This is a genomic window from Vreelandella hamiltonii, assembly GCF_014651795.1.
GTDB lineage: Bacteria > Pseudomonadota > Gammaproteobacteria > Pseudomonadales > Halomonadaceae > Vreelandella > Vreelandella hamiltonii.
In genome coordinates this window covers 666215-689625 of record NZ_BMXO01000001.1, presented here as the reverse complement: position 1 = coordinate 689625, position 23411 = coordinate 666215, and the positions used below count along the sequence as shown (strand labels likewise).

Here is a 23411-nt window from a genome sequence, read left to right as displayed (position 1 = left end):
GCTTCGTCACACTGTCAGCGATTCACGATTCACGATTCACGATTCATCTCACCAGGAGCTCCCGTGGCCCACGAACACCTCGACGACGTCAAACACTACCTTCTGGATCTGCAGGATCGGCTGTGCGCGGGTTTGAGCGCCGCCGATGGCCAGGCCACGTTTAGGGAGGATAGCTGGCAGCGTGAAGAGGGCGGCGGCGGTCGCTCACGGGTCATGACCGATGGGCGGGTGTTCGAAAAGGGCGGCGTCAATTTCTCGCATGTCTTTGGTGCTCAGTTGCCCCCGTCGGCCACCGCCGCCCGCCCGGAGCTGGCGGGGCGCAGTTTCCATGCGGTGGGGGTTTCCTGGGTCATGCATCCTGAAAACCCGCACGTCCCCACCAGCCACGGCAATGTGCGCTTCTTCATTGCCGAGAAGGAGGGCGAACCGCCGGTCTGGTGGTTTGGCGGCGGTTTCGACCTCACGCCCTACTACCCTGTATTCGAGGATGTGGTGCACTGGCATCGCGTGGCGCGTGACGCCTGCGCTCCGTTCGGGGAAGGGGTGTACGAGCGTTACAAGGCGTGGTGCGATGACTATTTCTACCTCAAGCATCGGGAGGAGACCCGAGGCGTGGGCGGGCTGTTTTTCGACGACCTCAACGAAGGCAGCTTCGAGGAGTGCTTTGCCTTTCAGCGCGCCGTGGGGGACAGCTTCCTGGCGGCGTACCTGCCCATTGTCGAGCGTCGTCAGGCCGATGCCTGGGGTGAGCAGGAGCGCGACTTCCAGCTCTATCGTCGTGGCCGCTACGTGGAGTTCAACCTGGTATGGGACCGAGGCACCCTGTTTGGCCTGCAAAGCGGTGGGCGCACGGAGTCGATTCTGATGTCCATGCCACCCCTGGCGCGCTGGGAGTATGACTTCACGCCTGCCCACGGCAGCCGCGAAGCGCAACTGCACGATTATCTGGTGCCGCGTGACTGGCTGGGTGAAGCGGGCCAGTCCCCGCAGTCTCAGGCCCAGCCTCAATCGCAACGCCAGCCCAGTGGAGAGGCCTCATGAGCGACCGTTACTGCGTGTTCGGCAACCCCATCGAGCACTCCAAGTCTCCGATGATTCACGCTGAATTTGCCCGCCAGACCGAGCAGGCCATGGAGTACGTCGCGCAGCTGGCCCCCACCGACGGCTTCGCTCGTGCCTGGCAGGCCTTCGTGGTGGCGGGCGGGCTCGGTGCCAATGTGACCGTGCCTTTCAAAGGCGATGCCTTTGCGCTGTGCGACACGCTCAGCCACCGGGCCAAGCGCGCGCAGGCCGTCAATACGCTGATCGTCGGCGGCAATGGCCGCACCTATGGCGATACCACGGATGGGGTCGGGCTGGTACGTGACCTTGCCTATCAGGGCGTGACGTTGAAGGGTAAACGCCTGCTGGTGCTGGGCGCTGGCGGTGCCGTTCGGGGCGTGTTGGAGCCGCTGCTGGCGGAAAAGCCCGCCTGCCTGCAGGTGGCCAACCGGACGGCCGAAAAAGCCACTCAGCTGGCCGCTGCGTTCGCTGACCTGGGGCCGATCAGCGGCAGCGGTTACGCGGCCATCGAGGGGCCGTTCGATGTGGTGATCAACGGCACCAGTGCCAGCCTCTCTGGCGCGCTGCCGCCGCTGCCAGAAGCGCTGTTCAGCGAGGGTGCCTGGGCCTACGACATGATGTACGGGGCCGAGCCCACGGTCTTTCTGCGCTGGGCCGAGGCGCAGGGCGCACAGCCGCTGGACGGCCTGGGGATGCTGGTCGAGCAGGCCGCCGAGTCGTTCTTCCTGTGGCGCAACGTGCGCCCCGAGACGTCTCAGGTGCGCACGCGGCTTCGACAGTCATTGACGGGCGGCTAGCGGGGTTTGGTGTAGAACCCCACCATGCACATCACCAGCCCCACCACGGAGAGCAGCATGCCGCCGTTCACCAGCAAGGGAGAGCGCTCCAGCCAGGAGACGAACGGCTGGGGCGTCTCGCGGCAGGCGCTTTCCAGGTAGTTCCAGTAGCCCCCTTCGAGATGGCAGGCGCGTACGTCGCCCAGTTCCCAGAAATAGACGCTCAGCAGCACCAGAATCGGCAGTACCAGCAGCAGTAAACCCAGTCGGATCATCTAAACCTCAATGTCAGGAGCGTATATCAGGGGCGTGGGCAGTTGGGCGTGCGGCCGCTTTGACGAGCTTCTTCGAAGCTGGCCATGGCGGGCTCCATGTTGGCCTGCAGGCCTTGGATGCGCTGCCCCTGGCTTGGGTGCGTCGACATCCAGGCGGGGGGCGCGCCACCGCTGGACGCGGCCTGCATGTTTTCCCACAAAGTCACGCTTTCGCGGGGATCGAAGCCTGCCTGTGCCATCAGCTGCAGGCCGATGACATCGGCTTCGCTTTCATGGCGGCGAGAGAAGGGCAGCGAAATGCCGTACTCGGCGCCCATGCCCAGCACGCCCATCAACTGCTGGCCCGCCGGGGTTTGCATGCCGGAGGCACTGGAAATGACCGACAGGCCAAGCGAAGTGGCGCTTTGGGTCGAGGCGCGCTCGTTGGCATGGCGTGCCAGCACGTGGCCGATCTCGTGGCCGACGACCGATGCCAGCTGATCCTGGTTGGTGGCCACGTTCAGCATGCCGGTATTGACGCCCATGTAGCCCCCGGGGAGGGCGAAGGCGTTGGGCTGCTCGGACTCGAACACGCGAATTTGCCAATCCAGGTTACGCTGTTCGCCGGGCAGAATGTCGACGATGGCGTTGGTGATGCACTGGACATAGCGATGGCTCGCCTGGTTGGCCGTAGGCACGTCGCGCTGGTACTGCGCGAACGCCTGCTGGCCCATCTGATTGAGCTGGTCTTCCGAGAGCAGCAACAGCTGCGAACGGCCGGTGGGGGACGTGGAGCAGGCAGCCAGAGAGGCGCACAAAGCGGTGACGGCAAAGGGGCGAAGCCAGCGCATAGACGGTTTCCTAATAGACGAGAAGGGATCCTTGCACACAAGATAACCACTGACAGCGGTAAATCAACTCCTATCATAACCTACTCTGAGGGCCACCATGGATGCGCAATTAAGCCAGCGCTTGACGCAGCTACTCGATCATATCGACCACTGGTTGCCGCCAGTGCCCACCCCGGTGAACTGGCAGACCCATGTGGCGGCCATTTGGCAGCGCCACCCGCTGGGCGGCCAGCTGGTGCCGGTGCCGCCGCGAGATGGCATGACGCTGGACGACCTGCTGGGCATCGAGAGGCAGAAACTGGCATTGGTCGATAACACCCGCGCCTTTCTGCAGGGGCTGCCCGCCAACCATGCCTTGCTGTGGGGCTCTCGTGGCAGCGGCAAGTCGTCGGTGGTGCGTGCGCTGCTCAACTCTCTGGCCAGTGAAGGGTTACGCCTGATCCAGGTCGACCGCCATGACCTGGCGAGCCTGCCACGGCTGGTCGAGCAGTTGCGCCATCAGCCCCACCGTTTCGTGGTGTACTGCGATGACCTGTCGTTCGAAGGCAACGATGATGCCTACAAGGCGCTGAAAAGCGTGCTGGACGGCGCCTTGACCGGCCCTCCCGAGAACGTGCTGCTGTATGCCACTTCCAACCGCCGACACTTGCTGCCGGAGTCGATGGAGGATAATCAGGGAAGCCGCCTGGTAGGCGAAGAGCTGCACCATGGTGACGCCGTGGAGGAGAAGATCTCGCTGTCAGACCGTTTCGGGCTGTGGCTGGGCTTTCACCCGTTCAACCAGGCAACCTACCTGGAGGTCTGTGAGCACTGGGTCAACCGCACGGGTAGCGGTAACGACTGGGACGATGGCGCGCGGGCGGAAGCCGTACGTTTTGCCACCCTGCGCGGTGGGCGCAGCGGCCGAACGGCGTGGCAGTTTGCGGCCCAGTACGTGGGCCGCAAGCGGCTGCAAGAGGAGCGTCAGCGCGCCGATCAGCGCTGAGGAATCAGCTGCCCATCGGCGCCGACGTTCAAGCGGATGGTCGGCGTCAGCAGGCCTGACGGCAGCGTCATGCCCAGGCCGCGCAGATCCCCAGGGGTGATGGCCAGCTCGCTACCGGGGGGCAGCTCACCCTGGCTTGCCAACTGGCTGGCCAGCTCGATCATGGGCGTCATGCGCTGGGTGTCGGTGGCCAGAATATCGAACGCCACCGGCAGGCGCAGGTTGGCGTCGTCGCCTGGGGTGAGGGTCACGTCCTGTTGATACTGCCCCTGCACGGGGTCGACGCCCGGCATGTCCAGCGTCCAGCGAAACCCGGACATTTCAACGGCAGGCATGCCTGCCGGTAGCCCCAGGCCCATGGCCAGGGTGGCCTGCACGGGCAGGCTGCCAGCGCCCAGGCTAGAGGCCAGCAGGCGAGTCATGTCGCTGGTATCCAGGCCGGCATTCATGCTGTATGGCCCGATGCGTACCTCTTCGACTCCCAGGGAAGTAACGGCCAGCCGGAAGGCAAACAGGCCGGTTTGTGGCAGCGCAAGGCAGCCGGTCAGTAGAGCAGCGAGCAGCAGCAGAATCAGGCTGCGGCCACGGCGAAGGGCATGGTGCATGTGTTTCCCCCAGAGAAAGGGCAAAAGGTCAGTGTAGCGGATGCTCGAAAGCGCCGCTATTTGAGGGCCACCGCCCATGGCTGTCAAGCGGATTCGGTGGCGCCGAGCGTCGCGCCGGTCGCAAATCCCGAAAAGCCATCGCCCGCCATATAGGCGGGCGATGCAGGCAAGGCCAGTTTTCCAGCAGCGCCTAGCGGCGGCTCTTGCGGGCTTCCTTGGTGCGGTTCAGCTCGCGTTTCTTGGCTTTCTCCTTGTCGCTGGCACCTGCCATCTTGTCGAAAGGGTTGCTGCCTGAACGGAACTCGAAGCGCATGGGCGTGCCGCGTACCTTCAGCACCTTGCGGAAGGTGTTGATCAGGTAACGGCGGTAGGCCTCGGGCAGCGATTCGGTCTGGTTACCGTGGACCACGATGATGGGCGGGTTGCTGCCGCCCTGGTGGGCCATGCGCAGCTTGATCCGCCGACCGTTGACCATGGGGGGCGGATGCTGGCTGACCGCATCTTGCAGCAGCGTGGTCAGGCGGTTGGTGGACCAGTGGGCATTGGCTGCTTTGAAGGCCCGCTCGATGGAGGGGTAGAGGTCGCCAACGGCCGTGCCGTGCAGTGCCGAGATGAAATGCAGCTCGGCGTAGTCGGCGAAGCCCAGGCGGCGCTTGATGTCCGCCCGCATCTTCTCCTTGGCTTCGCTTTCCAGCCCGTCCCACTTGTTTACTGCCAGCACCAGCGCCCGACCCGTGGTCAGGACGTAGTCCAGCAGGTGCAGATCCTGTTCGACCAGACCGCTGCGGGCATCCAGCACCATCACCGCCACATGGCTCTCCTTGATGGCGTCCAGCGTCTTGATGATGGAGAACTTCTCGGCAATTTCACGCACGTTCTTGCGTCGACGTATCCCGGCCGTGTCGATCAACACATAGGGATGGCCGTTACGCTCGAAGGGGATCTCGATGGCATCGCGAGTGGTGCCTGCTTCATCGAACACCACGACGCGGTCTTCACCCAGCAGCCGGTTGACCAGCGTGGACTTGCCCACGTTCGGGCGGCCAATCACACCGATACGAATGCCTTTCGTGCCGGTGTCGGCAGGAATGGTCGGGTCGCGCTCGGGGAAGGGTTCAAGCACGGTATCGATGAGCAGCGACACGTTGCGCCCGTGGGCGGCGGCGATAGGCCACGGGTCGCCCAGGCCCAGCTTCCAGAAGTCGGCCATCGCAGAGTGCTCTTCGAGCCCATCGGTCTTGTTGACCACCAGCCAGGTTTTCTTCTGATTGACACGCAGGTGATTGGCGATGGCCTCGTCGGCCACGTTGAGCCCCGCCCGGGCGTCCACCAGAAACAGCACGATGTCTGCTTCGTCGATGGCGGCCAGCGATTGCTCTGCCATGGCGGCGTCGATGCCTTCCTCGTCGCCGCTGATGCCGCCCGTGTCGATCACGGTATAGGCCTTGTTACCCAGCATGCCGTTGCCGTATTTACGGTCTCGGGTCAGGCCGGGAAAATCCGCCACCAGCGCGTCGCGCGAGCGGGTAAGGCGGTTGAACAGGGTCGATTTTCCCACATTGGGTCGACCCACTAACGCTATGACGGGTGTCATGGAGTGACTTCCAGGGTTTCCAGGCGACCATTGTTGGCCTGGACATGAATGGTGCTGCCTTCAGTGACAGGGCGCACGCTGATACCGGAGCTGTGGACGCGGGTACGTCCTACCAGATTGCCTTCACGGGCATCCAGCAGGTGCACATAACCTTCGAAATCACCGACCACCAGACGGCCATCCGCAAAGGCGGGCGGCGTCAGCCAGCGATCTTCCAGATCCGTATTACGCCATACTTCCTGGCCGCTATTGGCATCCAGGGCAATGACGTGGCTATTGTCGCTCACCACCAGCAGCAGGTTGCCGACCAGAACGGGAGTGTGGCGACTGGAAATGTTGGCTTCCCACAGCGTACCGCCCTGAGTAGCTTCCAGCGCCACCACACGGCCATTGTAGCTGGTGACGAACAGGCGACCATCCGGGCTCAATACCGGTTGACCAGAGAGGTCCACCAGACGTTCGACATCGCTACGGCCACGTGGCGTGGCAATCTGCATTTCCCAAAGCGGCTGGCCGCTGCGGTTATCCAGCGTCGCCAGGCGTCCGTTGGCCGTACCCACGAAGGTGACCGGGTCGATGACCATGGGCGTGCCGGTGCCGCGCAGTGTCAGCGCAGGCTGAGAGCTGGTGTAGACCCAGCGCTCATCACCGCTGGCGCGATCGAGGGCCGTTATCTGGCCGTCGATGCTCTGCACCAGCAGCAGTTGCTGGTTGGCCTGGGGAGCGGCCAGCACTTCGCTGGACACGCGCGAACGCCAGCTGACGCTGCCGTCACGCTGGCTCAGCGCAATCACTTCACCGTTGCGGGTGCCCAGGTAAACTTGGCCGGCAATGGCGTTGAGTGCACTGGAGATGGGGGTATCCAGCTCGACTTGCCACTCACGCTCACCGCTCTGGGCATTGAAGGCGGCTACCAGGCCGTTGGCATCGGCGGCAAACACGGTATTACCCTCGCGCGCCGGTGCAATCGGGTAGCGGGCACGGCCAAAACCGTCGCCAACGCTGCGCCGCCACTGGCTATCCAGTGACGAGGTTTCATTGAAGCTACGCAGCTCTTTCGGGGTGTAGGCAGGCTCACCCTTGCTGGCGCAACCCGCCAGCAAGGCCAGCGCAACGGCGCCCAGCGTGGCACGCATCAGCGAAGTGGAAAAACGTGGTTTTAACAGGCTGTTGGTCATCACTGATTCGCCTCCTCGGCGCCGATATCGTCGAGCTTGAACTGCACGCCATAAAGCGGCTGGTTCTGCGTTTGGGCAATCTCCAGCGCGGCTTGCCATGCTTCGCGAGCCTGCTCGGGCTGGCCAAGCGCCAGGTGAGCATCGCCGCGTACGTTGGCCTGTTGGGCGGCCAGCGTGTCGGTGATCGGCTGGTCCAATAGCTCCAGTGCCGCCTCGGGGTTGCCTTCGGCCAGTTCGATACGCGCCAGCCGCAGCCAGGCCAGGCTTTGAACATAACGGCGTGACGAGCCGTTGGCGACGCTGTCGAGGGCTTCTCTGGCCGCTGCCAGGTCGCCTTCCTGTACAGCCAGACGGGCTTCCAGCAACTGGGCAAGCTCGGCATACAGAGTGCGGCCATACTGTTCGGTCAGTTCACCGATCAGTTCCCTCGCTGCCGCGAGCTGGTCATCTTCCAGCGAGTTGGCGGCTGTAATGGTCACCAGCTGCTGGTAGCGGGCAGAGGCCGCTTCCGACTGGCCTTCCTGGTAGTTCTGCCAGGCATTCCAGCCGAACACACCGGCGGCAGCCAGCACCGCGCCGGCAATCAGCGACGTACCGTTCTCTTTCCACCAGCGCTTGACGACGTCCAGCTGTTCTTCTTCGCTTCTCAGATCCGCCACGGGCGGCCTCCTATTCAATCACTCAGCCGCCGCAGCGGCTGACAGGTATGCATCGCCCACCCGAGACGCTGGGTGGGCAGCGTTTAGTGGGTCGCGTTGCCTGGCGTGGCGGCCAGCAGGTCGCTCAGGGTGCTGGCAAGACTGGCTTGGGCTACCTGCTGCTGCTCACGGTCATCGCGCAGGAATTTCAGGGTGGCCGTTTGCTGAGACAGCTCGTCTTCACCCAGCAGAATGGCAATGGGCGCGGCGCTCTTGTCGGCCTTTTTCATGCGACTCTTGAAGCTGCCGCCACCGCAGTGCAGCTGCAGGCGCAGGTCGGGCAGTGCGCTGCGCAGCTGTTCTGCCAGGGTGAGAGCTGCCACGGTGGCGCTGTCATCCATCGGCACCAGATAGACGTCGCAGCCGCCCAAGGCTTCTTCCGGTACCAGGTCGAGAGTTTCCAGCAGCAGAATCAGCCGCTCGATCCCCATGGCAAAGCCCACGGCAGGTGTGGGCTTGCCGCCCAGCTGCTCGACCAGCCCATCGTAGCGGCCACCGGCACAAACGGTGCCCTGGCTGCCCAATGCCGTGGTGGTCCACTCGAACACCGTACGGCAGTAGTAGTCCAGGCCCCGCACCAGGCGCGGGTTGACCACGTAGGGAATGTTGGCCGCGTCGAGCATGGCCTTGAGCTGCTCGAAGTGCTCCCGCGAAGTCTCGTCCAGGTGATCCATCAGCTGAGGTGCGCCGTTCAGCATCTCGGCCATGTCGGGATTCTTGGAATCCAGAATGCGCAGCGGATTGCTGGTCAGGCGACGTTTGGAGTCTTCATCCAGTAGCGCATGGTGCTGTTCGAAGTACGCCACCAGCTTGTCGCGGTAGGCTGCGCGGGCGTCGCTGGAGCCCAGGGAGTTCAGTTCCAGAGTGACATGTTCGAGAAGGCCCAGCTCTTGCCATAAGCGGGCAGAGAGCAGAATGACCTCGGCGTCGATGTCCGGACCGTCGAAGCCATAGGTTTCCACGCCCACCTGATGAAACTGACGGTAGCGTCCTTTCTGGGGCCGCTCGTGGCGGAACATCGGGCCCTGATACCAAAGCCGCTGGGTCTGGTTGTGCAGCAGGCCATGCTCCATGGCAGCGCGTACGCAGCTGGCGGTGCCTTCCGGGCGCAGGGTCAGGCTGTCGCCGTTGCGGTCGTCGAAGGTGTACATCTCTTTTTCGACGATATCGGTGACTTCCCCGATGGAACGGGCAAACAGGGCGGTTTGCTCCACGATTGGCGTACGGATCTCATCAAAGCCGTAGCGCTGCATCAAGTGGCGTACCTTGGCCTCAAAAAATTGCCAGCGAGGGCTGTCGCTGGGCAATAGGTCGTTCATTCCACGGATGGCTTGAATCTTTTTAGCGGCGGACTTGCTCAATGAAAACTCCTTGTCTGGGCGGCAGCGCGAGGCGCAAGGCGTGCCGCCTGTTGCAGGCAACGCAGGTGTCAAACGCTGCGTGCAATCATGTTCTCTTGCTGCTGCTCTTTCTGGCGTACCTTGTCGCGGATCAGCTTTTCCAGGTCATCCACCAGATGGTCGTTACGCAGTTTGCTGGCAGGTTTGCCGTCGATGTAGACCAGGTTGGCGGGTGAACCACCGGTCAGACCGATATCGGTCTCCTTGGCTTCGCCAGGGCCGTTGACCACGCAGCCAATCACCGAGACATCCAGCGGGGTCATGATGTCTTCCAGGCGCTCTTCCAACTGGTTCATGGTGCTGATGACATCGAAGTTCTGCCGTGAACAGCTGGGGCAGGCGATGAAGTTGATGCCTTTGGCGCGCAGTCTCAGGCTCTTGAGCATGTCGAAGCCGACCTTGATCTCTTCCACCGGGTCGGCGGCCAGCGAGACGCGAATGGTATCGCCGATACCATCCATCAACAGCATGCCGAGGCCAATCGATGACTTGACCGTACCCGAGCGCAGGCCACCTGCTTCGGTAATGCCCAGGTGCAGCGGCTGCTCGATACGGGTGGCCAGGTCGCGGTAGGCAGCCACAGCCATGAACACGTCCGAGGCTTTGACGCTGACCTTGAACTCCTGGAAGTCGAGCCGATCCAGGTAGTCGATATGGCGCATGGCCGATTCGACCAGCGCGGCGGGCGTAGGCTCGCCGTACTTCTTTTGCAGGTCCTTTTCCAGCGAGCCGGCATTGACGCCAATGCGAATCGGAATGCCGTGTTCGCGGGCCGCGCTGACCACCGCACGGACGCGATCTTCCCGGCCAATATTGCCGGGGTTGATGCGCAGGCAGTCCACGCCCAGCTCGGCGACTCGCAGGGCAATCTTGTAGTCGAAGTGAATGTCGGCCACCAGCGGTACATCGACCCGCTGCTTGATCTTGCCGAAGGCTTCGGCGGCGTCCATGTCGGGAACCGACACGCGGACGATGTCGGCACCGGCTTTTTCCAACTGCTGGATCTGGCCCACCGTGGCATCCACATCCAGGGTGTTGGTGTTGGTCATGCTTTGAACGGCAATCGGGGCGTCGCCGCCCACGGCAACGCTACCAACCTGTATCTGGCGCGAGGGGCGACGTTTGATCGGAGAAGGGGCGTGCATAGGACGGGTCACTCTCCCAGGGTAAAGCGGGCAACATTGTTGGCACCCGCACGTTGCGCCAGGTTGACGGTATCGCCTTGATAACGCAGCTCGACACCGGTGGCATTACCGATCGTCAAACGAAAAGGCGGGGTACCCTCGACGCTGGCCGTGGTGCCAGGCGCTTGCAGGCCAACGAAAACGCGCTGGTTGTTGGCATCGAAAATTTCGGTCCAGGACTGCTCGTTGAACGTCAACTCCAGCAGGTTGGGGTTGGCGACGGGCTCCGGCGCGGTGTCTTCTGCCGCTGCTTCCGGCGCTTGTACCTCGGCAACATCGGTCGCGGGCTCGGCTGGGGTATCGGTGGCGTCGCTGTCCGGCGCAGCGCTGGCGTCGGTGTCGGCGACTTCGTCATCCATGCTGACCTGGGGTTCGTCGATCATGGGCGGAATCACCACCGGCGTAGGTTCGACCACCGGTTCGGCGGGAGGGGGCGTCGTAGTGTCGGTGGCATCCTCTTCCAGCGTGGAAGACGTACCCATGCTCGGGGGTTCGCTGCCACCACGGCTCTGCCACCAGGCGACGGTAACGCCAATCAGGCCCACGATCACCAACAGGGTGACCAGCTTGAATAGCCAGGCACCGACCTTCGACGGGGGCCGGGTAACGGCAACGGGCGTGACCTTGCGTTCGGGCTCACTGCCCCCGTGGCGCGCTTGATACGCCTCCAGTACCAGCCGTTCATCCAGCCCCAGATATTTTGCATAGGAGCGTAGGTAGCCGCGGCGATAGGCCGTGACGGGAATTTCTTCGTAGTTGTCTTTTTCCAGACCTTCGACCACCGCGCTGCGCAGGTTGAGCGCACGGGCAGCATCACTGATGGGCACACCCAGCGCTTCGCGTTGGCGTGAGAGCAGTTCGCCAGCGGTGCTGGTGGGGGTAACGCTATCGTGTAACGGTGTCTCGCTCATGGCTGAGCATCCTTCAAAAATTAGGTGGTCAGGGCAGTGATCAAGGGGCCAGCAGGCGTTGGTATTCGTCTGCCGTGGCTGTGTCGCCACGGGCGAGGGCGATATCCACCGCCATTTCCAACGCTGCCGGGTCGGGGCCTGCCAGCTGCAGGTAGCTTTGCAGTGGCTCCCAGGCCTGATCGTAGCGGCCCTGCGAAACTTCCAGTTCGGCTAACATTAAATACCCGCGTGTATTGCGCGGGTCGATACTCTGGGCGCGCTGCAAACGGTCGCGCGCCTTGTCAAATTCGTCAGTCGCCAGGTAGCACTGTCCCAGGTTGGTGAATAGCTGGGCACGACTGGCGTATTGTGCATCTTCGGAGGCGATTTCCAACTGCTCGCAGGCCTCCGGGTAACGCCCCTGTTGATACAGGAATGCGGCGTAGTTGTTACGTCCTCGCGTGAACGAGGGCGAGACGTTCAGGGCCTGCTGGAAATAGCGGTTGGCCAGCTCACGCTCCCCCTGCTGCTGATAGACCAGCGCAATCGCCTGAAGTGCCTCTGGGTGGCGGGCATCCAGTTCCAGCGCACGATCCAGCGCGTTCAGGGCGCGGGGCAGATTGTCCCGCTCCAGGTAGGCCACTCCCAGCTGGGCATAGGCATCGGCGGCGTCAGGATTGCTTTCATTGAACGTGGGCGTCGAGGTTGCACAGCCTGCCAGCAGCAGGCTGCCAGCAAGGACGGACAGCATGGGCACTCTGAAAAAGGAGAAGCACCTGCGATGACCGATCATGTATGTCCTCTTGAACAGTGCGGCCTTGCTCACACTAATGACGTTAGTAAAAAAACGTGTCCATCAAAGCGCTGTGTTGTGTGGAAGTCAAGACAGCGGCCTTAGTCTGCATCCAGTTGAACCGATTGAATATAGCGCGCACTGCGCTTGGTGCGGTCCTTTACGCGTCCGACCAGCTGCCCGCAGGCGGCATCGATGTCATCCCCACGGGTGGTACGGACGGTGGCGTTGTACTCCAAGTCATAAAGCCATTGCTGAAAACGCATGACCTGGTTGCGCGAGGGCTTTTCATAACCCGAATTGGGAAACGGGTTAAAGGGAATCAGGTTGATCTTGCAGGGCAGCTCCTTGAGGAGCGCGGCCAGCTGTTCGGCGTGTTCCTGCTGATCATTCACGTCCTTGATCAAGGTGTACTCGATAGTCACCTGACGATTGTCCGGGCATTTGGACAAATAGCGATGACAGGCATCCAGCAAGGCACGAATGTTGTACTTGCGGTTGATCGGGACGAGTTCGTTACGCAGCTCATCGGTGGAGGCGTGCAGCGAAATCGCCAGGCTGACGTCGATCTCATCGCCGAGTTTATCCATCATCGGCACGACGCCCGAGGTGGACAGGGTGACGCGGCGCTTGGAGAGGCCATAGCCGTTGTCGTCGAGCATCAGCTTCATGGCGGGCACGACGTTGTCGAAATTCAACAGCGGTTCGCCCATGCCCATCATGACCACGTTGGTCACCGGACGGTTGGCGGTATCCCGCCGAGGGCCGACGCTGCGTTGCGCTACCCACACCTGGCCAATGATCTCTGCAGCTGTCAGGTTACGCTGGAAGCCCTGTTTGCCCGTGGAGCAGAAGCTGCAATCCAGCGAACAGCCGACCTGTGACGATACGCACAGGGTGCGTCGTTTACCGTTCTCTGCCGGGATCAGCACCGTCTCGACATAGCTGCCATCTTCCACTTCGAGCACCCACTTGCGCGTGCCGTCGCTGGAGGTGCCTTCATACACGACGCCTGGGCCGCGAATCTCGGCCACTTGGGCGAGCTTGTCGCGCAGCGGCTTGGACAGGTTGGTCATCACGGCAAAGTCATCGACGCCCTCCTGATGAATCCACTTCATGACCTGAGTGGCACGGAATTTCTTTTCTCCAATGGATGAAAAGAAGGCTTCCATTTGCTCACGGGAAAGCCCCAGCAGGTTCTGGCGTGCGGGCTCCGCCTGCGAGGCAAGGTCAGGCGTGGCGAGGGAAGACGGTGATGATGGGGCGGCAGTGGTAGTCATGGCGGTCAGCGTTCAGAAAGAGGCGGGGGCCAGGCCCCCGCAAAAATGGCCGGCAACGAATGTTGAAACGGCAGCGCTGGTTTAGCGCGGGCAGATTTCGTCGTTACCGAAGAAGTAGCTAATTTCGCGTGCAGCGCTTTCGGCTGAGTCGGAACCATGGACAGCGTTGGCGTCGATTGTTTCCGCGAAGTCGGCGCGGATGGTGCCCGGAGCGGCTTCTTTCGGGTTGGTAGCACCCATCAGTTCACGGTTCTTGGCAATGGCGCCTTCCCCTTCCAGCACCTGTACGACGACCGGACCAGAGGTCATGAAGCCGACCAGGTCCTTGAAGAAGGGACGCTCTTTGTGCTCAGCGTAGAAACCACCGGCTTTCTCTTCGGAGAGGTGCAGCATCTTGGCCGCGACCACTTGCAGGCCTGCCTTTTCGAAGCGTGCGATGATGTCACCGATGGCATTCTTGGCTACGGCATCGGGCTTGATGATGGAAAGAGTACGTTCAGTCGCCATGCAGAAATCTCCTGGAAAGGGATAAAGCAGAAATTGCCGCCCCGGCAAGCCAGGGCGGCACAGAGAAGTATGTCCGGCTGCGTCCATAGGCTATGCCGCAGGCCGAGTGGCCGCGATTATAGCGTTTCACGCCGGGGATGAATACCGATGAGTTGCCTCATGGGGTGCTTAAACGGTAAAGCTTTCACCGCAGCCGCACTGATCCTTGACGTTGGGGTTGTTGAAGCGGAAGAAGCGATTGAGTCCTTCGCTGACGTAATCCACTTCGCTGCCGTCCAGCATCTCGACGGCATCGGTGGCTACATAGACGCTGGCCCCGTGGGACTCGAAGTGCACGTCATCCGGCTGAGCCTCGTCGGCAAAGTCGAGCACGTAGCTGTAGCCCGAACAGCCGCTGGGTTTTACGGATACCCGAAGGCCAAGCCCCTTGCCGCGCTCTTCGAGGACGCGGTGGATCTGCTCGGCGGCGGCGGGGGAAATGTTAAGCGTTGCCATGGAGCACTCTCCTTGAAAAGTCGGTCGGTCAGCGGCCAGGCGCAGTGGTCTGGCGTGCCGAAGCACGCAGGCCGTTGACGGCGTGGTGCAGTAGTGTCAGTGCATAGTCGATATCGGCTGGCTGGGTAAACCGCCCAAAGCTCAAGCGCAGTGAAGAGAGCGCCAGCCGACGAGGCGTACCAATGTCCAGCAGGACGTAAGAGGGGTCGACGCTGGCCGAGTTGCAGGCAGAGCCCGTGGACACGGCGACGTCGCGCAGAGCCATCAACAGCGCTTCGCCATCGACGCCCTCGAAAGCGAGATTGAGAATATTGGGCACCCCGTGCTGCTGGGGCGAGTTGGGGATGACGCCGTCCAGCGTGCTCAGGCCATTCAGCAACTGCTCGCGAAGGGCGGCAACATGGGCCTGATCCTGGGCCTGCTGCTGTTGCATGACGGTAAAGGCTTCTCCCATACCCGCAATCTGATGGGTGGGCAGGGTGCCGGAACGCATACCACGCTCGTGCCCGCCGCCGTGAATCAGCGCTTCGACACGTATGTCCGGGTGGCGTTTCACGTACAGAGCGCCGACCCCCTTGGGGCCATAGGCTTTATGGGCAGACAGCGACATCAAGTCGATATGCTGTTCGACCACGTCCAGCGGGATGCGTCCTACCGCCTGAGCGGCATCGGTATGGAAGGCTGCGCCAAAGTCGTGGGCCACGGCGGCCAGCGCCGCGATGTCGTTGATGCTGCCCAGCTCGTTGTTCACTGCCATCAGCGAGACCAGGGCGGTGTCATCCCGCATGACCTCGCGCAGCTGTTCGGGGGTGATGCGCCCGTCCCGCTGGGGCTTGAGCCAGGTGACCTCGAAGCCTTCGCTTTCCAGCGCCCTGGCGGTATCCACCACCGCCTTGTGTTCGATGGACGAAGTGACCAGGTGCATGCCGCGCTGGCGATTGGCGCGCATGAAGCCGATCAGCGCCAGGTTGTTGGCTTCGGTAGCACCGCTGGTCCACACGATCTCGCGGGGGTCGGCATGAATCAGGTCGGCCACCTGGCACCGTGCCTGCTCCACCACCTGCTCTGCCTGCCAGCCCAGCATGTGGCTACGCGATGCCGGGTTGGCAAACAGTTGGTCGACGGTCAGGTAGCGGGTCATCACCTCGGCCACGCGCTCATCTACCGGCGTAGTGGCGGCATAATCGAGGTAAATGGGCAGTGAGGGGGTGGCGGTCATGGGCTTGATTTCCAACGGGCAGTGAGTGGCGTCAGGGGGGACGAAGCAAGGATCCCGGCGTCGGCGCGCTGCTTCTGTCGAGCGGCAATGCGAATGACGTCCGGGCGCTGCATCAGCTGCGCCAGCGTCACGTCATCCAGAAAGTGGCGTATCTGACCCGAAAGTTCGCACCACAAGTGGTGGGTCAGGCAAGTGTCGCCCTGCTGGCAGTCGGAAAGCCCCTGGCAGCGGGTGGCATCGACGGTTTCATTGACCGCATCGATGACCTGGGACACGCTGATCTCGGTGGCAGGTCTGGCAAGAAGATAACCGCCGCCCGGACCACGCACGCTGGAGACCAGCCCGCTGCGCCGCAGCCGCGCAAACAGCTGTTCCAGATACGAGAGCGAGATCTCCTGGCGCTGGGATATATCGCCCAGGCTGGTGGGGCCTTGTGGCGTATTGATCGCCAGATCCAGCATGGCGGTAACGGCGTATCGGCCTTTGGTCGTCAAGCGCATAACAGGTACCTCGTCGCTGAGCCTCAGCGCACTGGCGGCAAGTGTAGCGCCATTATGGAAATCCTGAGTGCTTTGGTCAACTATTGGGACGGCTGTTGGTGTCGTCAGCGGTATCCACTGCTTCACTGCGCGTCTTACCCAGTCCGGGGCAGCCGGTATCGGCCTCATCCAGGATGTCGGCGAAGTCCTCATCTTTCAGTTCGGGCAGTTGGCCGTCACGGTAGCTGGCATCCAGCTTGCGCAGGGTAGAGCACATGCGTTCGATACGCTCGTCCACGGCGTGCATATGGTCCAGCATGGCCTGCATGGAGCGTGCCACTGGGTCGGGCATGCCATAGGCATCGAAGCCGAATTTCTGGCAGATGGCTTCGCGTCGGGCCGGGTCGATATCCAGCGCTTCCTCGATATCGGGCTCGGCGCGCTTGACGATCTTGCCAGGAATACCGACCACCGTTGCACCGGCAGGCACCTCTTTGGTGACCACGGCGTTGGAGCCAATCTTGGCGCCGGCCCCAACCGTGAACGGCCCCAGGATCTTGGCGCCAGCCCCGACGATCACGCCATCTTCCAGGGTGGGGTGACGCTTGCCTTTATTCCAGCTGGTGCCGCCTAGCGTGACCCCCTGGTAGAGCGTCACGTTGTCGCCGACCTGGGCGGTTTCGCCGATCACCACGCCCATGCCGTGATCGATAAAGAAGCGCCGACCAATGGTGGCGCCGGGGTGAATCTCGATACCGGTCATCCAGCGGGAGAAGGTAGATACCGTGCGCGCCAGCCACTTGAAGTTCTTCTTCCATAGCCAGTGGCCACAACGGTGCAGCAGCAGGGCATGCAGGCCCGGGTAGTTGGTCAAGACTTCGAGAAAGTTGCGTGCCGCTGGGTCGCGGTCGAATACGCTGTTGATGTCTTCGCGCAGGCGTTGAAACATGGGAGTGTCCTTGGGCGTAAAAGCGGCAGCGTGGCAGGCTGTGTTTGGGTCGGCCCCCAAATGTGGGGGCGCCACTGGATAACTTCAAGTTTAGGCCATGGGGCGACGATAACGCCTCTCAGCGCGGCGTTGTGTTCGGCTGGGCGGCCTTTTCCGTGGCCGACAGGATGCCGCGCAGAATGTTCATCTCCATTTTTTCGGGGCGAGCACGCAGGTACAGGCGGCGCAGGCGCGCCATCAACTGGCGCGGCTGTGCGGGGTCGTGAAACTCGATGGCGATCAGCGTGCGCTCCAGATGCTCGAAGTACCGCTCCAGCTCTTCGTGGGACGCCAGCGCGACTGCTTCGTCATCCTCTTGAGCGGGAGGCGCGTCGGCTTGCGTCAGCCAGGCCATGCGGCACTCGTAGGCGAGTACCTGTACCGCCGCCGCCAGGTTCAGCGAGCTGAAATCCGCATTGGTGGGAATGTGTACGTGGGCATGGCAGCGCTGCAGCTCGGCATTGGTCAAGCCGCTGTCCTCGCGCCCAAACACCAGCGCGATGCGCGCGTTGGCAGGGCGGCACTCGGCTGGCAGGCGCTCGGCCAGCGCTCGGGGGGAGATCATCGGCCAGGGCAGCGTACGTGAGCGAGCGCTGGCACCCACGGCCAGGGTGCAGTCGGCCACGGCATCTTCCAGCGTGGCATGAATGGCTGCCTGATGGAGCAGATGGTCGGCCCCTGACGCCCGAGAGATGCTCTCCTGGGTGAGCACGTCGCAGCGGGGGGCGACGAGCGCCAGATCCGCCAGGCCCATGTTGTGCATGGCGCGCGCCACGCCGCCAATATTGCCAGGATGGCTGGTGCCAATAAGAACGATTCGAATGCGGTCAAGCATGATAAGCCCGGTTCACGACGTAAAAGGCGCAGTTTAGCACGAGTCGATGGCATGCCCGAGGGGCCTCTGATAGAATTGCCCGCCATTAAGGTGTCCTGCGCCTGCCCCGTTCTTTAACATCACTGTGACAAGGCCCGATCATGAATCCAATGGTCCAATTTACGCTGCGCGCTGCGCGTAGCGCGGTTGAACATTTTTTGCGTGTTCGTGAGCGTATCGAAAACGCCCACGAAGAATTCAATCTTGACCGCCTGCTGGAAGACACGGCCCGCAAGGCCGAAGCCACCATCGTTCAGCAACTGCAGCGCGGCTATCCGCAGCATGGCTTCTCCGGCCGCTACACCCCCCATCAGGCGGGTAAAGGCGAAGGCGAAGAGATCGTTTGGAAGATCGAACCCCTTCACGGCTACTCCAATCTGGCCGTGGCAGGCAAGGGCTTTGCACTCTCAGTGGTGTGTCTCATCAAGGGTCGCCCCGAACACGCGGTGGTGGTCTCTCCCTTTGGCGATGACGAATACATCGCCAGTCGTGGCCGTGGTGCCCAGCACAACGACAAACGTATGCGCGTGAGCAAGCCCACGGCCATTCCTGGTACCCGCATGGCCATGAGCCTGCCGGAAGCCTGGCTGCGCCCCAGCCATCTGCCTGCCTACCTGACTGTGGCGCAGCAACTGGCCCCCCAGGTGGAAACCCTGGTCGCCACCGGCTCTGGCCTGCTGGACATTTGCGAACTGGCCGCTGGCCGCGTCGACAGCGTGTTCGTCCTGGGCCTGGAAGAGCAGGACATGCAGGTCGGTATGCTGCTGCTGAAAGAAGCCGGCGCGCTGATGGGCACGCCCGACGGCCAGCCCACCGTGACCGCAGAAGGCCAACTGATGGCCGCTGGCCCGCGCCTTTATAAAGCACTGATCAAACAGCTGGCGCCGCATTTCTGATAAGCCTTGTGTCACTTGCTCTTGATAACGCCCTGCCGGGATTCCGGCAGGGCGTTTTTCGTTGTGCGCTTGATTTGTGGTCGCGTCAGCGCTCTGATGAATGCCTTGAGCCATAGGGAGGTAAAACGATGCGTGAACTATCGGCGATAGCCGTTTTTTGTGGATCCAATGCCGGAGGGTCGCCCGACTATGCCAAGGGCGCTGCACGACTGGGTACTCATTTTGCCCACGGCGGTATCAAGCTGGTATACGGCGGCACCCACAAAGGGCTGATGGGCGCACTGGCGGATGCGCTGTTGGCAGCTCAGGGGCAGGCCCATGGCGTGATCACCGAACGCTTGCATGCCAAGGGGCACCTGCACCAAGGGCTACAAACGCATGAAGTGGTGGCCACCATGCGTGAGCGCAAAGGCCGGATGGCGGATCTATCGGGTGCCTTCATTGCCTTGCCGGGCGGGATTGGCACCCTGGAAGAGTTCATGGAAGTGTGGACGTTGAATCAACTGGGCGAAATACAGAAGCCGCTTGGTTTGTACAATATCAACGGCTTTTTCGACCCCTTCATGGCCTTTATCGATCATATGATCGCAGAGCGCTTTCTACCTCCAGAGCACCGAGGCTCTATCGTGCTTGAAAGCGACCCGCAAAAGCTGTTGCAGGGACTGCACGACTATCAGCCCACCACGGTGCCCAAATGGCTGCCGCCTGCATGATGCCAGCGTGCTATACGCTGGCCTCCATCTGATCCAGACATTGAGTGAGCTGGTCGGCAAAACGAGCGGCGGCGACCGACAGCGTGCGGCCCCGGAGCTGGGCACAAATCAGTGGGGCCGTGGGCACGTCACGTTCATCGATCGGACGCGAGATGATGGTATTTTCCTGGGCCATGTCGGGTGTGCCGATAGCGATTTGAAAGCCGACACTTCGGTGATCTTGCAGTAGCCCCCGCATCAGTTCGAAGGAGTTGGTCTCGGCGCTGATCTGGGCCTGATGGGTACGGCGTACCAGTATCGGGCTCAGCAGCTCCCTGACCCCCAACGAAGCGTCGGGCAGTACCAGAGGGTAATTCAGACACTCGCTCAGTCGAACCTTGGGCTGCTCGGCCAACGGGTGCTGTGCCGACATCAGCGCCACGACGGGCTGGGCCACCATGATGAGCTGCAAGACCTCAGAGCTCATCTTGGGGAACACTACCACGGCCAGCTCCGCTTCAAACGACATCAGCGCTTTCAGGGCTTCGCCTCGGTCTGCAATGCGAATCGAAAAAGAGACCCCCGGATGTCGCTCGCGAAACTGGCGGATCTGCTCAGGCAGGAATTTGAGCGCCAAGGCCTGGCTGGCGACGACCGAGACATGGCCCTTGCGCAACCCCTTTAGCCCCTCGATTTCTGAGCGCACCCTATCCAGGTCCGCCATGTGGCGGCGCACGTAATCCAGAAAGATCTCGCCTGCTGCGGTCAGCCGCATGCCCTTGGAGTGGCGCTCGAATATCTGGGTGCCCAGCTCTTCTTCGATTTGCTGGATGCGGCGATCCAGCGCAGAGGGCGTGATGTAGAGCGCTTCCGAAGCGCGCCGGATCGACCCCGCCCTGACCACGGCATCGATGTATTCGAACAGGCGTAAGTGCTTCATACGGTTTCCTGTGTTGAGTTTTTTAGAACACTATCCGAATTTTTTAGCAATAGATATCACCACAAAGACGGCGCTAGTCTGAAGCAGTCACCAAGGAGACTGCCATGTCCAGCTATCCCGATGCCTCCCACCGCGTATTGAATCGAGCACGACCCTCCGTGGTTTCTCTGGTTAGAGAGACACCCGAGCCGCAACGCTTGACGCTAATGGCTTCCCCTTGCTCGGTCACCCTCGATCTGGCTAGAAGCGCGCTGGTGGTAGTGGATATGCAGAACGACTTCTGTCATCCGCAGGGCTGGTTCGCCAGCAGCGGCATCGATATTGCTTATGCAAGGGAGATCATCCCCGGCTTGGCAACGCTGATGGCGAGCGCGCGGCAGCACAACGTGCCGGTCATACACCTGCACTGGGGAGTGCGCGCCGACACCATGGAGTTGAGCACTGGCCAACTGATGTTTGGTCGTCAGTTTGGCCAGCGCCAGGGCTATGGGGAGCGCTCTGCGTCAGGCCACTCCATTTTGGTGCGTGACGAGTGGGGTGCGGCTGCTATCGATGAATTGGCTCCCACCAACGAAGACATCGTGGTGCACAAGAGCCGTTTCAGTGGTTTTTGGCATACCGAACTGGACGCCATTCTGCGGCGACTGGATATCACCACGCTGCTACTGGTAGGCATCAATACCGAGCGTTGCGTGATGGCGACGCTCCAGGATGCCTCGTTTCTTGGCTACAACGTTGTGCTCATGGAAGAGGCGGTGGCTACACCGTCGCCTGACGTATCGCGACAGGCAGCATTGACGTTGATTAGACAGCTTTACGGGTTCACTGCGCGGGGCTGCTCGCTGGACGAGCAGTAACTCGCTCATCTCGCTGTTCAACTGGAGGTACTTCCATGCACTTATCGACCAAGCACTTAACAACGATGTCGTTGGCTATTCAGACCTGGCGCCGGGCCATCCTGGTACTGCTGGTTTCCCTGTGGATCGCTCCGGCTTCTGCGGAGACGTCTCTACGAATGGTATTGAACTGGTCGTATCAAGGGCCACAGGCCTGGTTCTTTCTCGCCCAGGAGCGAGGTTACTTTGCCGAGGAGGGGCTAGACCTGCGCATCGATCAAGGGTCTGGGTCGGGCGCCGCCGTGGGTAGCGTGGCCTCCGGCGCCTACGATGTCGGGTTTGGCGATATCAATGCCTTGATCAACTACGCCGCCAACCATCCGGATGATTCGCCTGTGGGGGTGTACATGCTCTACACCCAACCGCCTTTCACCATTGCCGTGACTTCAGACAGCGATATTCATGAACCCGCTGACCTCGAAGGCAGAACCATTGCCGGACCCGCCAATGACGGCGCCCTGCGCCTGTTTCCGGCCTTTGCCGCGCTGGCAGGCATCGATGCGGACAGTGTCGAGATCATGAACATCGAGCCGCGTCTGCGTGAGCAAATGCTCAATCGTGGGCAGGTCGATGCAGCCTTTGGCTTCGTCAATACGGTGCGCTTCAACGCCATGTTGGCAGGTATCGACCCTGACGAGCGTTTGCGCTTCATTCGCTACGGCGACCACGGCATGGACCTCTACTCCAATGCGATCATCGTGTCGCGTCGGCTGGCCGATGAGAACCCCGAGGCGGTGCGCGGGCTGGTGCGTGCCATCAACCGTGGTGTTGCCGACGTACTGGCGGACCCGGAAGCGGGCATGGAAGCCGTCATGGCGCAGGAGCCATTGATCAATCGGCAGGTCGAGACCGCTCGCTTGGCGGCCACCATCGAAGATGAAATGAACCACCCTGAGCTGCCCGAGATCGGCCTGGGCAATATCGATGAAACGCGCATGCAAGAAGCCATCGACATCGTGGTGTCGGCCTATGGGCTAGCACATACCCCTGCTCTGGAGGAGGTGTTCCGCACGGATTTCCTGCCTCCTGAAGAAGAGCGCATTTACTCCCTTTACGAATGAGGACCGCGTCATGGACTTGAAACTGGGTAACAAGATCGTTGCGATTACGGGGCCGGTAAAGGGGATGGGAGAAGCCATTACCCGAGCCTTCGCCGAAGAAGGGGCAAAGCTGGCCTTGTTGGCCAGGGATACCCAGGCCGTAGCCTCGCTGGAGCAAGCGCTGCGTGAGCAGGGAGCGGACGTCGTGCTGGTGGCATGTGACATCACGCACTCCGACCAGTGCGAGCGGGCAATAGCGCATATTCAGGAGGCGTTTGGCGATGTGCCTGATGTGCTGGTCAACGTGGCTGGCGGTTCGGGGCCGGTGGGCAAATCGGGCGCGGAAACGACGTTCGAGGAGTTCGAGGAGATCGTGCGTCTCAACATGGCAGGCTGCTTCAACACCATGCGCGCGGTGCTGCCGGGCATGATGGCTCGGCGTAGCGGCAAGATCGTCAATGTGGGTGGCACCTTCGGCATGCGTGGCAAGGCAGGTCGAATGGCCTACTCCGCCTCCAAGTGGGGCCTGCGGGGGATCACCAAAAGCATGGCGCTCGAAGCCGGCCCTTACAACATCAACATCAATATCGTGGCGCCGGGCATGGTCGATGGTGAGCGCTTTCGCAGCAAAGTGTGCCCCGACATGGCGGCAAAGCTGGGCATCAGCGAAGAGGAAGCGGCCCAGAAACATGCCGCCGACTATGCACTGCAGCGCATTTCCACCGCCCAGGACATTGCCGATGCTTGCCTGTTCATGGCGAGCGACCGTTCACGACAAATCACCGGCGCCGACTTGCCCGTAGATGGCGGCTGGGCCGCACTTTGACAAGGAATC

At 61.9% G+C, this 23411-nt stretch carries 26 protein-coding genes; 8 read left to right on the top strand and 18 right to left on the bottom strand.

Translation table 11 applies throughout. The features are described from left to right. The first annotated feature begins 63 nt into the window (after positions 1-63). The gene (gene hemF, locus IE061_RS03310) at positions 64-1041 is read left to right on the top strand and encodes an oxygen-dependent coproporphyrinogen oxidase (protein WP_193460971.1); all 978 of its coding nucleotides are present in this window, start codon (positions 64-66) and stop codon (positions 1039-1041) included. Further along, entirely contained in the window at positions 1038-1859 is an 822-nt protein-coding gene (gene aroE / locus IE061_RS03305) for a shikimate dehydrogenase (RefSeq protein ID WP_193460970.1), read from the top strand. The genes hemF and aroE overlap by 4 nt, the downstream gene beginning before the upstream one ends. Here aroE and IE061_RS03300 read toward each other — a convergent pair. Then, positions 1856-2113: a hypothetical protein gene (locus IE061_RS03300; RefSeq protein ID WP_016914931.1), complete on the bottom strand. Its 258-nt coding sequence runs from the start codon at positions 2111-2113 to the stop codon at positions 1856-1858. The two genes, aroE and IE061_RS03300, sit on opposite strands and share 4 nt — an antisense overlap. Before the next feature lie 26 nt (positions 2114-2139). After that, positions 2140-2943: a M48 family metallopeptidase gene (locus IE061_RS03295; RefSeq protein ID WP_039180348.1), complete on the bottom strand. Its 804-nt coding sequence runs from the start codon at positions 2941-2943 to the stop codon at positions 2140-2142. A 97-nt stretch (positions 2944-3040) separates the two neighbouring features. Between IE061_RS03295 and IE061_RS03290 the strand changes: the two genes are divergently transcribed. After that, the gene (locus IE061_RS03290; RefSeq protein WP_039180345.1) at positions 3041-3928 is read left to right on the top strand and encodes an ATP-binding protein; all 888 of its coding nucleotides are present in this window, start codon (positions 3041-3043) and stop codon (positions 3926-3928) included. Here the strand turns inward: IE061_RS03290 and IE061_RS03285 are convergent. From IE061_RS03285 to trmJ, 15 genes are all read right to left on the bottom strand, one after another. Beyond that, entirely contained in the window at positions 3919-4533 is a 615-nt protein-coding gene (locus IE061_RS03285; RefSeq protein WP_193460969.1) for a hypothetical protein, read from the bottom strand. The two genes, IE061_RS03290 and IE061_RS03285, sit on opposite strands and share 10 nt — an antisense overlap. Positions 4534-4723: 190 nt before the next feature. Further along, positions 4724-6127 carry a ribosome biogenesis GTPase Der gene (der, locus tag IE061_RS03280; RefSeq protein WP_039180340.1) on the bottom strand — a complete coding sequence of 468 codons (1404 nt, stop codon included), beginning with the start codon at positions 6125-6127 and terminating at the stop codon, positions 4724-4726. After that, on the bottom strand, positions 6124-7305 hold the full coding sequence (gene bamB, locus IE061_RS03275; RefSeq protein ID WP_193460968.1) for an outer membrane protein assembly factor BamB: 1182 nt from the start codon (positions 7303-7305) through the stop codon (positions 6124-6126). Before bamB ends, der begins: the two co-directional genes overlap by 4 nt. Then, positions 7305-7964 carry a YfgM family protein gene (locus tag IE061_RS03270; protein WP_193460967.1) on the bottom strand — a complete coding sequence of 220 codons (660 nt, stop codon included), beginning with the start codon at positions 7962-7964 and terminating at the stop codon, positions 7305-7307. The genes bamB and IE061_RS03270 overlap by 1 nt, the downstream gene beginning before the upstream one ends. An 83-nt stretch (positions 7965-8047) precedes the next feature. Beyond that, positions 8048-9364 carry a histidine--tRNA ligase gene (hisS, locus tag IE061_RS03265; RefSeq protein ID WP_193460966.1) on the bottom strand — a complete coding sequence of 439 codons (1317 nt, stop codon included), beginning with the start codon at positions 9362-9364 and terminating at the stop codon, positions 8048-8050. 68 nt (positions 9365-9432) lie between these two features. After that, complete coding sequence (gene ispG / locus IE061_RS03260; RefSeq protein ID WP_193460965.1) at positions 9433-10548, bottom strand: flavodoxin-dependent (E)-4-hydroxy-3-methylbut-2-enyl-diphosphate synthase; 1116 nt, start codon at positions 10546-10548, stop codon at positions 9433-9435. Positions 10549-10556: 8 nt separating this feature from the next. Beyond that, complete coding sequence (locus IE061_RS03255) at positions 10557-11498, bottom strand: RodZ domain-containing protein (protein WP_193460964.1); 942 nt, start codon at positions 11496-11498, stop codon at positions 10557-10559. Positions 11499-11538: 40 nt separating this feature from the next. Next, on the bottom strand, positions 11539-12270 hold the full coding sequence (pilW, locus tag IE061_RS03250) for a type IV pilus biogenesis/stability protein PilW (RefSeq protein WP_016914921.1): 732 nt from the start codon (positions 12268-12270) through the stop codon (positions 11539-11541). Positions 12271-12371: 101 nt separating this feature from the next. Further along, on the bottom strand, positions 12372-13550 hold the full coding sequence (gene rlmN / locus IE061_RS03245; protein WP_193460963.1) for a dual-specificity RNA methyltransferase RlmN: 1179 nt from the start codon (positions 13548-13550) through the stop codon (positions 12372-12374). Positions 13551-13631: 81 nt separating this feature from the next. Then, entirely contained in the window at positions 13632-14057 is a 426-nt protein-coding gene (ndk, locus tag IE061_RS03240; protein ID WP_039180317.1) for a nucleoside-diphosphate kinase, read from the bottom strand. A gap of 168 nt (positions 14058-14225) precedes the next feature. Then, positions 14226-14552, bottom strand: a complete 327-nt coding sequence (locus tag IE061_RS03235; protein ID WP_016914918.1) for a HesB/IscA family protein — start codon at positions 14550-14552, stop codon at positions 14226-14228. Between the two features lie 28 nt (positions 14553-14580). Beyond that, positions 14581-15771 (bottom strand): aminotransferase class V-fold PLP-dependent enzyme, encoded by a 1191-nt coding sequence (locus IE061_RS03230; protein ID WP_193460962.1) that lies wholly within the window; start codon positions 15769-15771, stop codon positions 14581-14583. Next, positions 15768-16271 carry a Fe-S cluster assembly transcriptional regulator IscR gene (gene iscR, locus IE061_RS03225; protein ID WP_016914916.1) on the bottom strand — a complete coding sequence of 168 codons (504 nt, stop codon included), beginning with the start codon at positions 16269-16271 and terminating at the stop codon, positions 15768-15770. Before iscR ends, IE061_RS03230 begins: the two co-directional genes overlap by 4 nt. Positions 16272-16347: 76 nt before the next feature. Further along, positions 16348-17199 (bottom strand): serine O-acetyltransferase, encoded by an 852-nt coding sequence (gene cysE / locus IE061_RS03220; protein ID WP_193460961.1) that lies wholly within the window; start codon positions 17197-17199, stop codon positions 16348-16350. 118 nt (positions 17200-17317) lie between these two features. Further along, a complete protein-coding gene (gene trmJ, locus IE061_RS03215) occupies positions 17318-18073 on the bottom strand; it encodes a tRNA (cytosine(32)/uridine(32)-2'-O)-methyltransferase TrmJ (protein ID WP_016914914.1) in 756 nt (251 codons plus the stop codon). Positions 18074-18213: 140 nt separating this feature from the next. On the opposite strand from trmJ, the gene IE061_RS03210 reads away from it, so the two are divergent. Then, positions 18214-19008, top strand: coding sequence for an inositol monophosphatase family protein (locus IE061_RS03210; protein WP_193460960.1), 795 nt, complete (start codon positions 18214-18216; stop codon positions 19006-19008). 128 nt (positions 19009-19136) lie between these two features. After that, the gene (locus IE061_RS03205; RefSeq protein WP_193460959.1) at positions 19137-19721 is read left to right on the top strand and encodes an LOG family protein; all 585 of its coding nucleotides are present in this window, start codon (positions 19137-19139) and stop codon (positions 19719-19721) included. A gap of 10 nt (positions 19722-19731) precedes the next feature. Here IE061_RS03205 and IE061_RS03200 read toward each other — a convergent pair whose 3' ends face one another. Then, entirely contained in the window at positions 19732-20640 is a 909-nt protein-coding gene (locus IE061_RS03200; RefSeq protein ID WP_081195257.1) for a LysR family transcriptional regulator, read from the bottom strand. Between the two features lie 104 nt (positions 20641-20744). Between IE061_RS03200 and IE061_RS03195 the strand changes: the two genes are divergently transcribed. From IE061_RS03195 to IE061_RS03185, 3 genes are read left to right on the top strand one after another with little or no spacing between them, the layout of a single operon-like run. Further along, positions 20745-21497 carry a cysteine hydrolase family protein gene (locus tag IE061_RS03195; RefSeq protein WP_193460958.1) on the top strand — a complete coding sequence of 251 codons (753 nt, stop codon included), beginning with the start codon at positions 20745-20747 and terminating at the stop codon, positions 21495-21497. Positions 21498-21532: 35 nt separating this feature from the next. Continuing rightward, on the top strand, positions 21533-22597 hold the full coding sequence (locus IE061_RS03190) for an ABC transporter substrate-binding protein (RefSeq protein WP_230478359.1): 1065 nt from the start codon (positions 21533-21535) through the stop codon (positions 22595-22597). A gap of 10 nt (positions 22598-22607) precedes the next feature. After that, positions 22608-23402, top strand: coding sequence for an SDR family NAD(P)-dependent oxidoreductase (locus IE061_RS03185; protein ID WP_081195260.1), 795 nt, complete (start codon positions 22608-22610; stop codon positions 23400-23402). The last annotated feature ends 9 nt before the right edge of the window (positions 23403-23411 follow it).

What these genes read in the sequence shown, in the direction of transcription:
- IE061_RS03295 (WP_039180348.1), bottom strand. Translation starts at nt 2,943, where the DNA reads ATGCGCTGGCTTCGCCCCTTTGCCGTCACCGCTTTGTGCGCCTCTCTG.
- iscR (WP_016914916.1), bottom strand. Translation starts at nt 16,271, where the DNA reads ATGCGCTTGACGACCAAAGGCCGATACGCCGTTACCGCCATGCTGGAT.
- IE061_RS03230 (WP_193460962.1), bottom strand. Translation starts at nt 15,771, where the DNA reads ATGACCGCCACCCCCTCACTGCCCATTTACCTCGATTATGCCGCCACT.
- IE061_RS03205 (WP_193460959.1), top strand. Translation starts at nt 19,137, where the DNA reads ATGCGTGAACTATCGGCGATAGCCGTTTTTTGTGGATCCAATGCCGGA.
- IE061_RS03235 (WP_016914918.1), bottom strand. Translation starts at nt 14,552, where the DNA reads ATGGCAACGCTTAACATTTCCCCCGCCGCCGCCGAGCAGATCCACCGC.
- IE061_RS03210 (WP_193460960.1), top strand. Translation starts at nt 18,214, where the DNA reads ATGAATCCAATGGTCCAATTTACGCTGCGCGCTGCGCGTAGCGCGGTT.
- pilW (WP_016914921.1), bottom strand. Translation starts at nt 12,270, where the DNA reads ATGATCGGTCATCGCAGGTGCTTCTCCTTTTTCAGAGTGCCCATGCTG.
- IE061_RS03200 (WP_081195257.1), bottom strand. Translation starts at nt 20,640, where the DNA reads ATGAAGCACTTACGCCTGTTCGAATACATCGATGCCGTGGTCAGGGCG.
- der (WP_039180340.1), bottom strand. Translation starts at nt 6,127, where the DNA reads ATGACACCCGTCATAGCGTTAGTGGGTCGACCCAATGTGGGAAAATCG.
- IE061_RS03300 (WP_016914931.1), bottom strand. Translation starts at nt 2,113, where the DNA reads ATGATCCGACTGGGTTTACTGCTGCTGGTACTGCCGATTCTGGTGCTG.
- IE061_RS03185 (WP_081195260.1), top strand. Translation starts at nt 22,608, where the DNA reads ATGGACTTGAAACTGGGTAACAAGATCGTTGCGATTACGGGGCCGGTA.
- bamB (WP_193460968.1), bottom strand. Translation starts at nt 7,305, where the DNA reads ATGACCAACAGCCTGTTAAAACCACGTTTTTCCACTTCGCTGATGCGT.
- ispG (WP_193460965.1), bottom strand. Translation starts at nt 10,548, where the DNA reads ATGCACGCCCCTTCTCCGATCAAACGTCGCCCCTCGCGCCAGATACAG.
- aroE (WP_193460970.1), top strand. Translation starts at nt 1,038, where the DNA reads ATGAGCGACCGTTACTGCGTGTTCGGCAACCCCATCGAGCACTCCAAG.
- IE061_RS03190 (WP_230478359.1), top strand. Translation starts at nt 21,533, where the DNA reads ATGCACTTATCGACCAAGCACTTAACAACGATGTCGTTGGCTATTCAG.
- IE061_RS03285 (WP_193460969.1), bottom strand. Translation starts at nt 4,533, where the DNA reads ATGCACCATGCCCTTCGCCGTGGCCGCAGCCTGATTCTGCTGCTGCTC.
- rlmN (WP_193460963.1), bottom strand. Translation starts at nt 13,550, where the DNA reads ATGACTACCACTGCCGCCCCATCATCACCGTCTTCCCTCGCCACGCCT.
- cysE (WP_193460961.1), bottom strand. Translation starts at nt 17,199, where the DNA reads ATGTTTCAACGCCTGCGCGAAGACATCAACAGCGTATTCGACCGCGAC.
- trmJ (WP_016914914.1), bottom strand. Translation starts at nt 18,073, where the DNA reads ATGCTTGACCGCATTCGAATCGTTCTTATTGGCACCAGCCATCCTGGC.
- ndk (WP_039180317.1), bottom strand. Translation starts at nt 14,057, where the DNA reads ATGGCGACTGAACGTACTCTTTCCATCATCAAGCCCGATGCCGTAGCC.
- IE061_RS03255 (WP_193460964.1), bottom strand. Translation starts at nt 11,498, where the DNA reads ATGAGCGAGACACCGTTACACGATAGCGTTACCCCCACCAGCACCGCT.
- IE061_RS03290 (WP_039180345.1), top strand. Translation starts at nt 3,041, where the DNA reads ATGGATGCGCAATTAAGCCAGCGCTTGACGCAGCTACTCGATCATATC.
- IE061_RS03195 (WP_193460958.1), top strand. Translation starts at nt 20,745, where the DNA reads ATGTCCAGCTATCCCGATGCCTCCCACCGCGTATTGAATCGAGCACGA.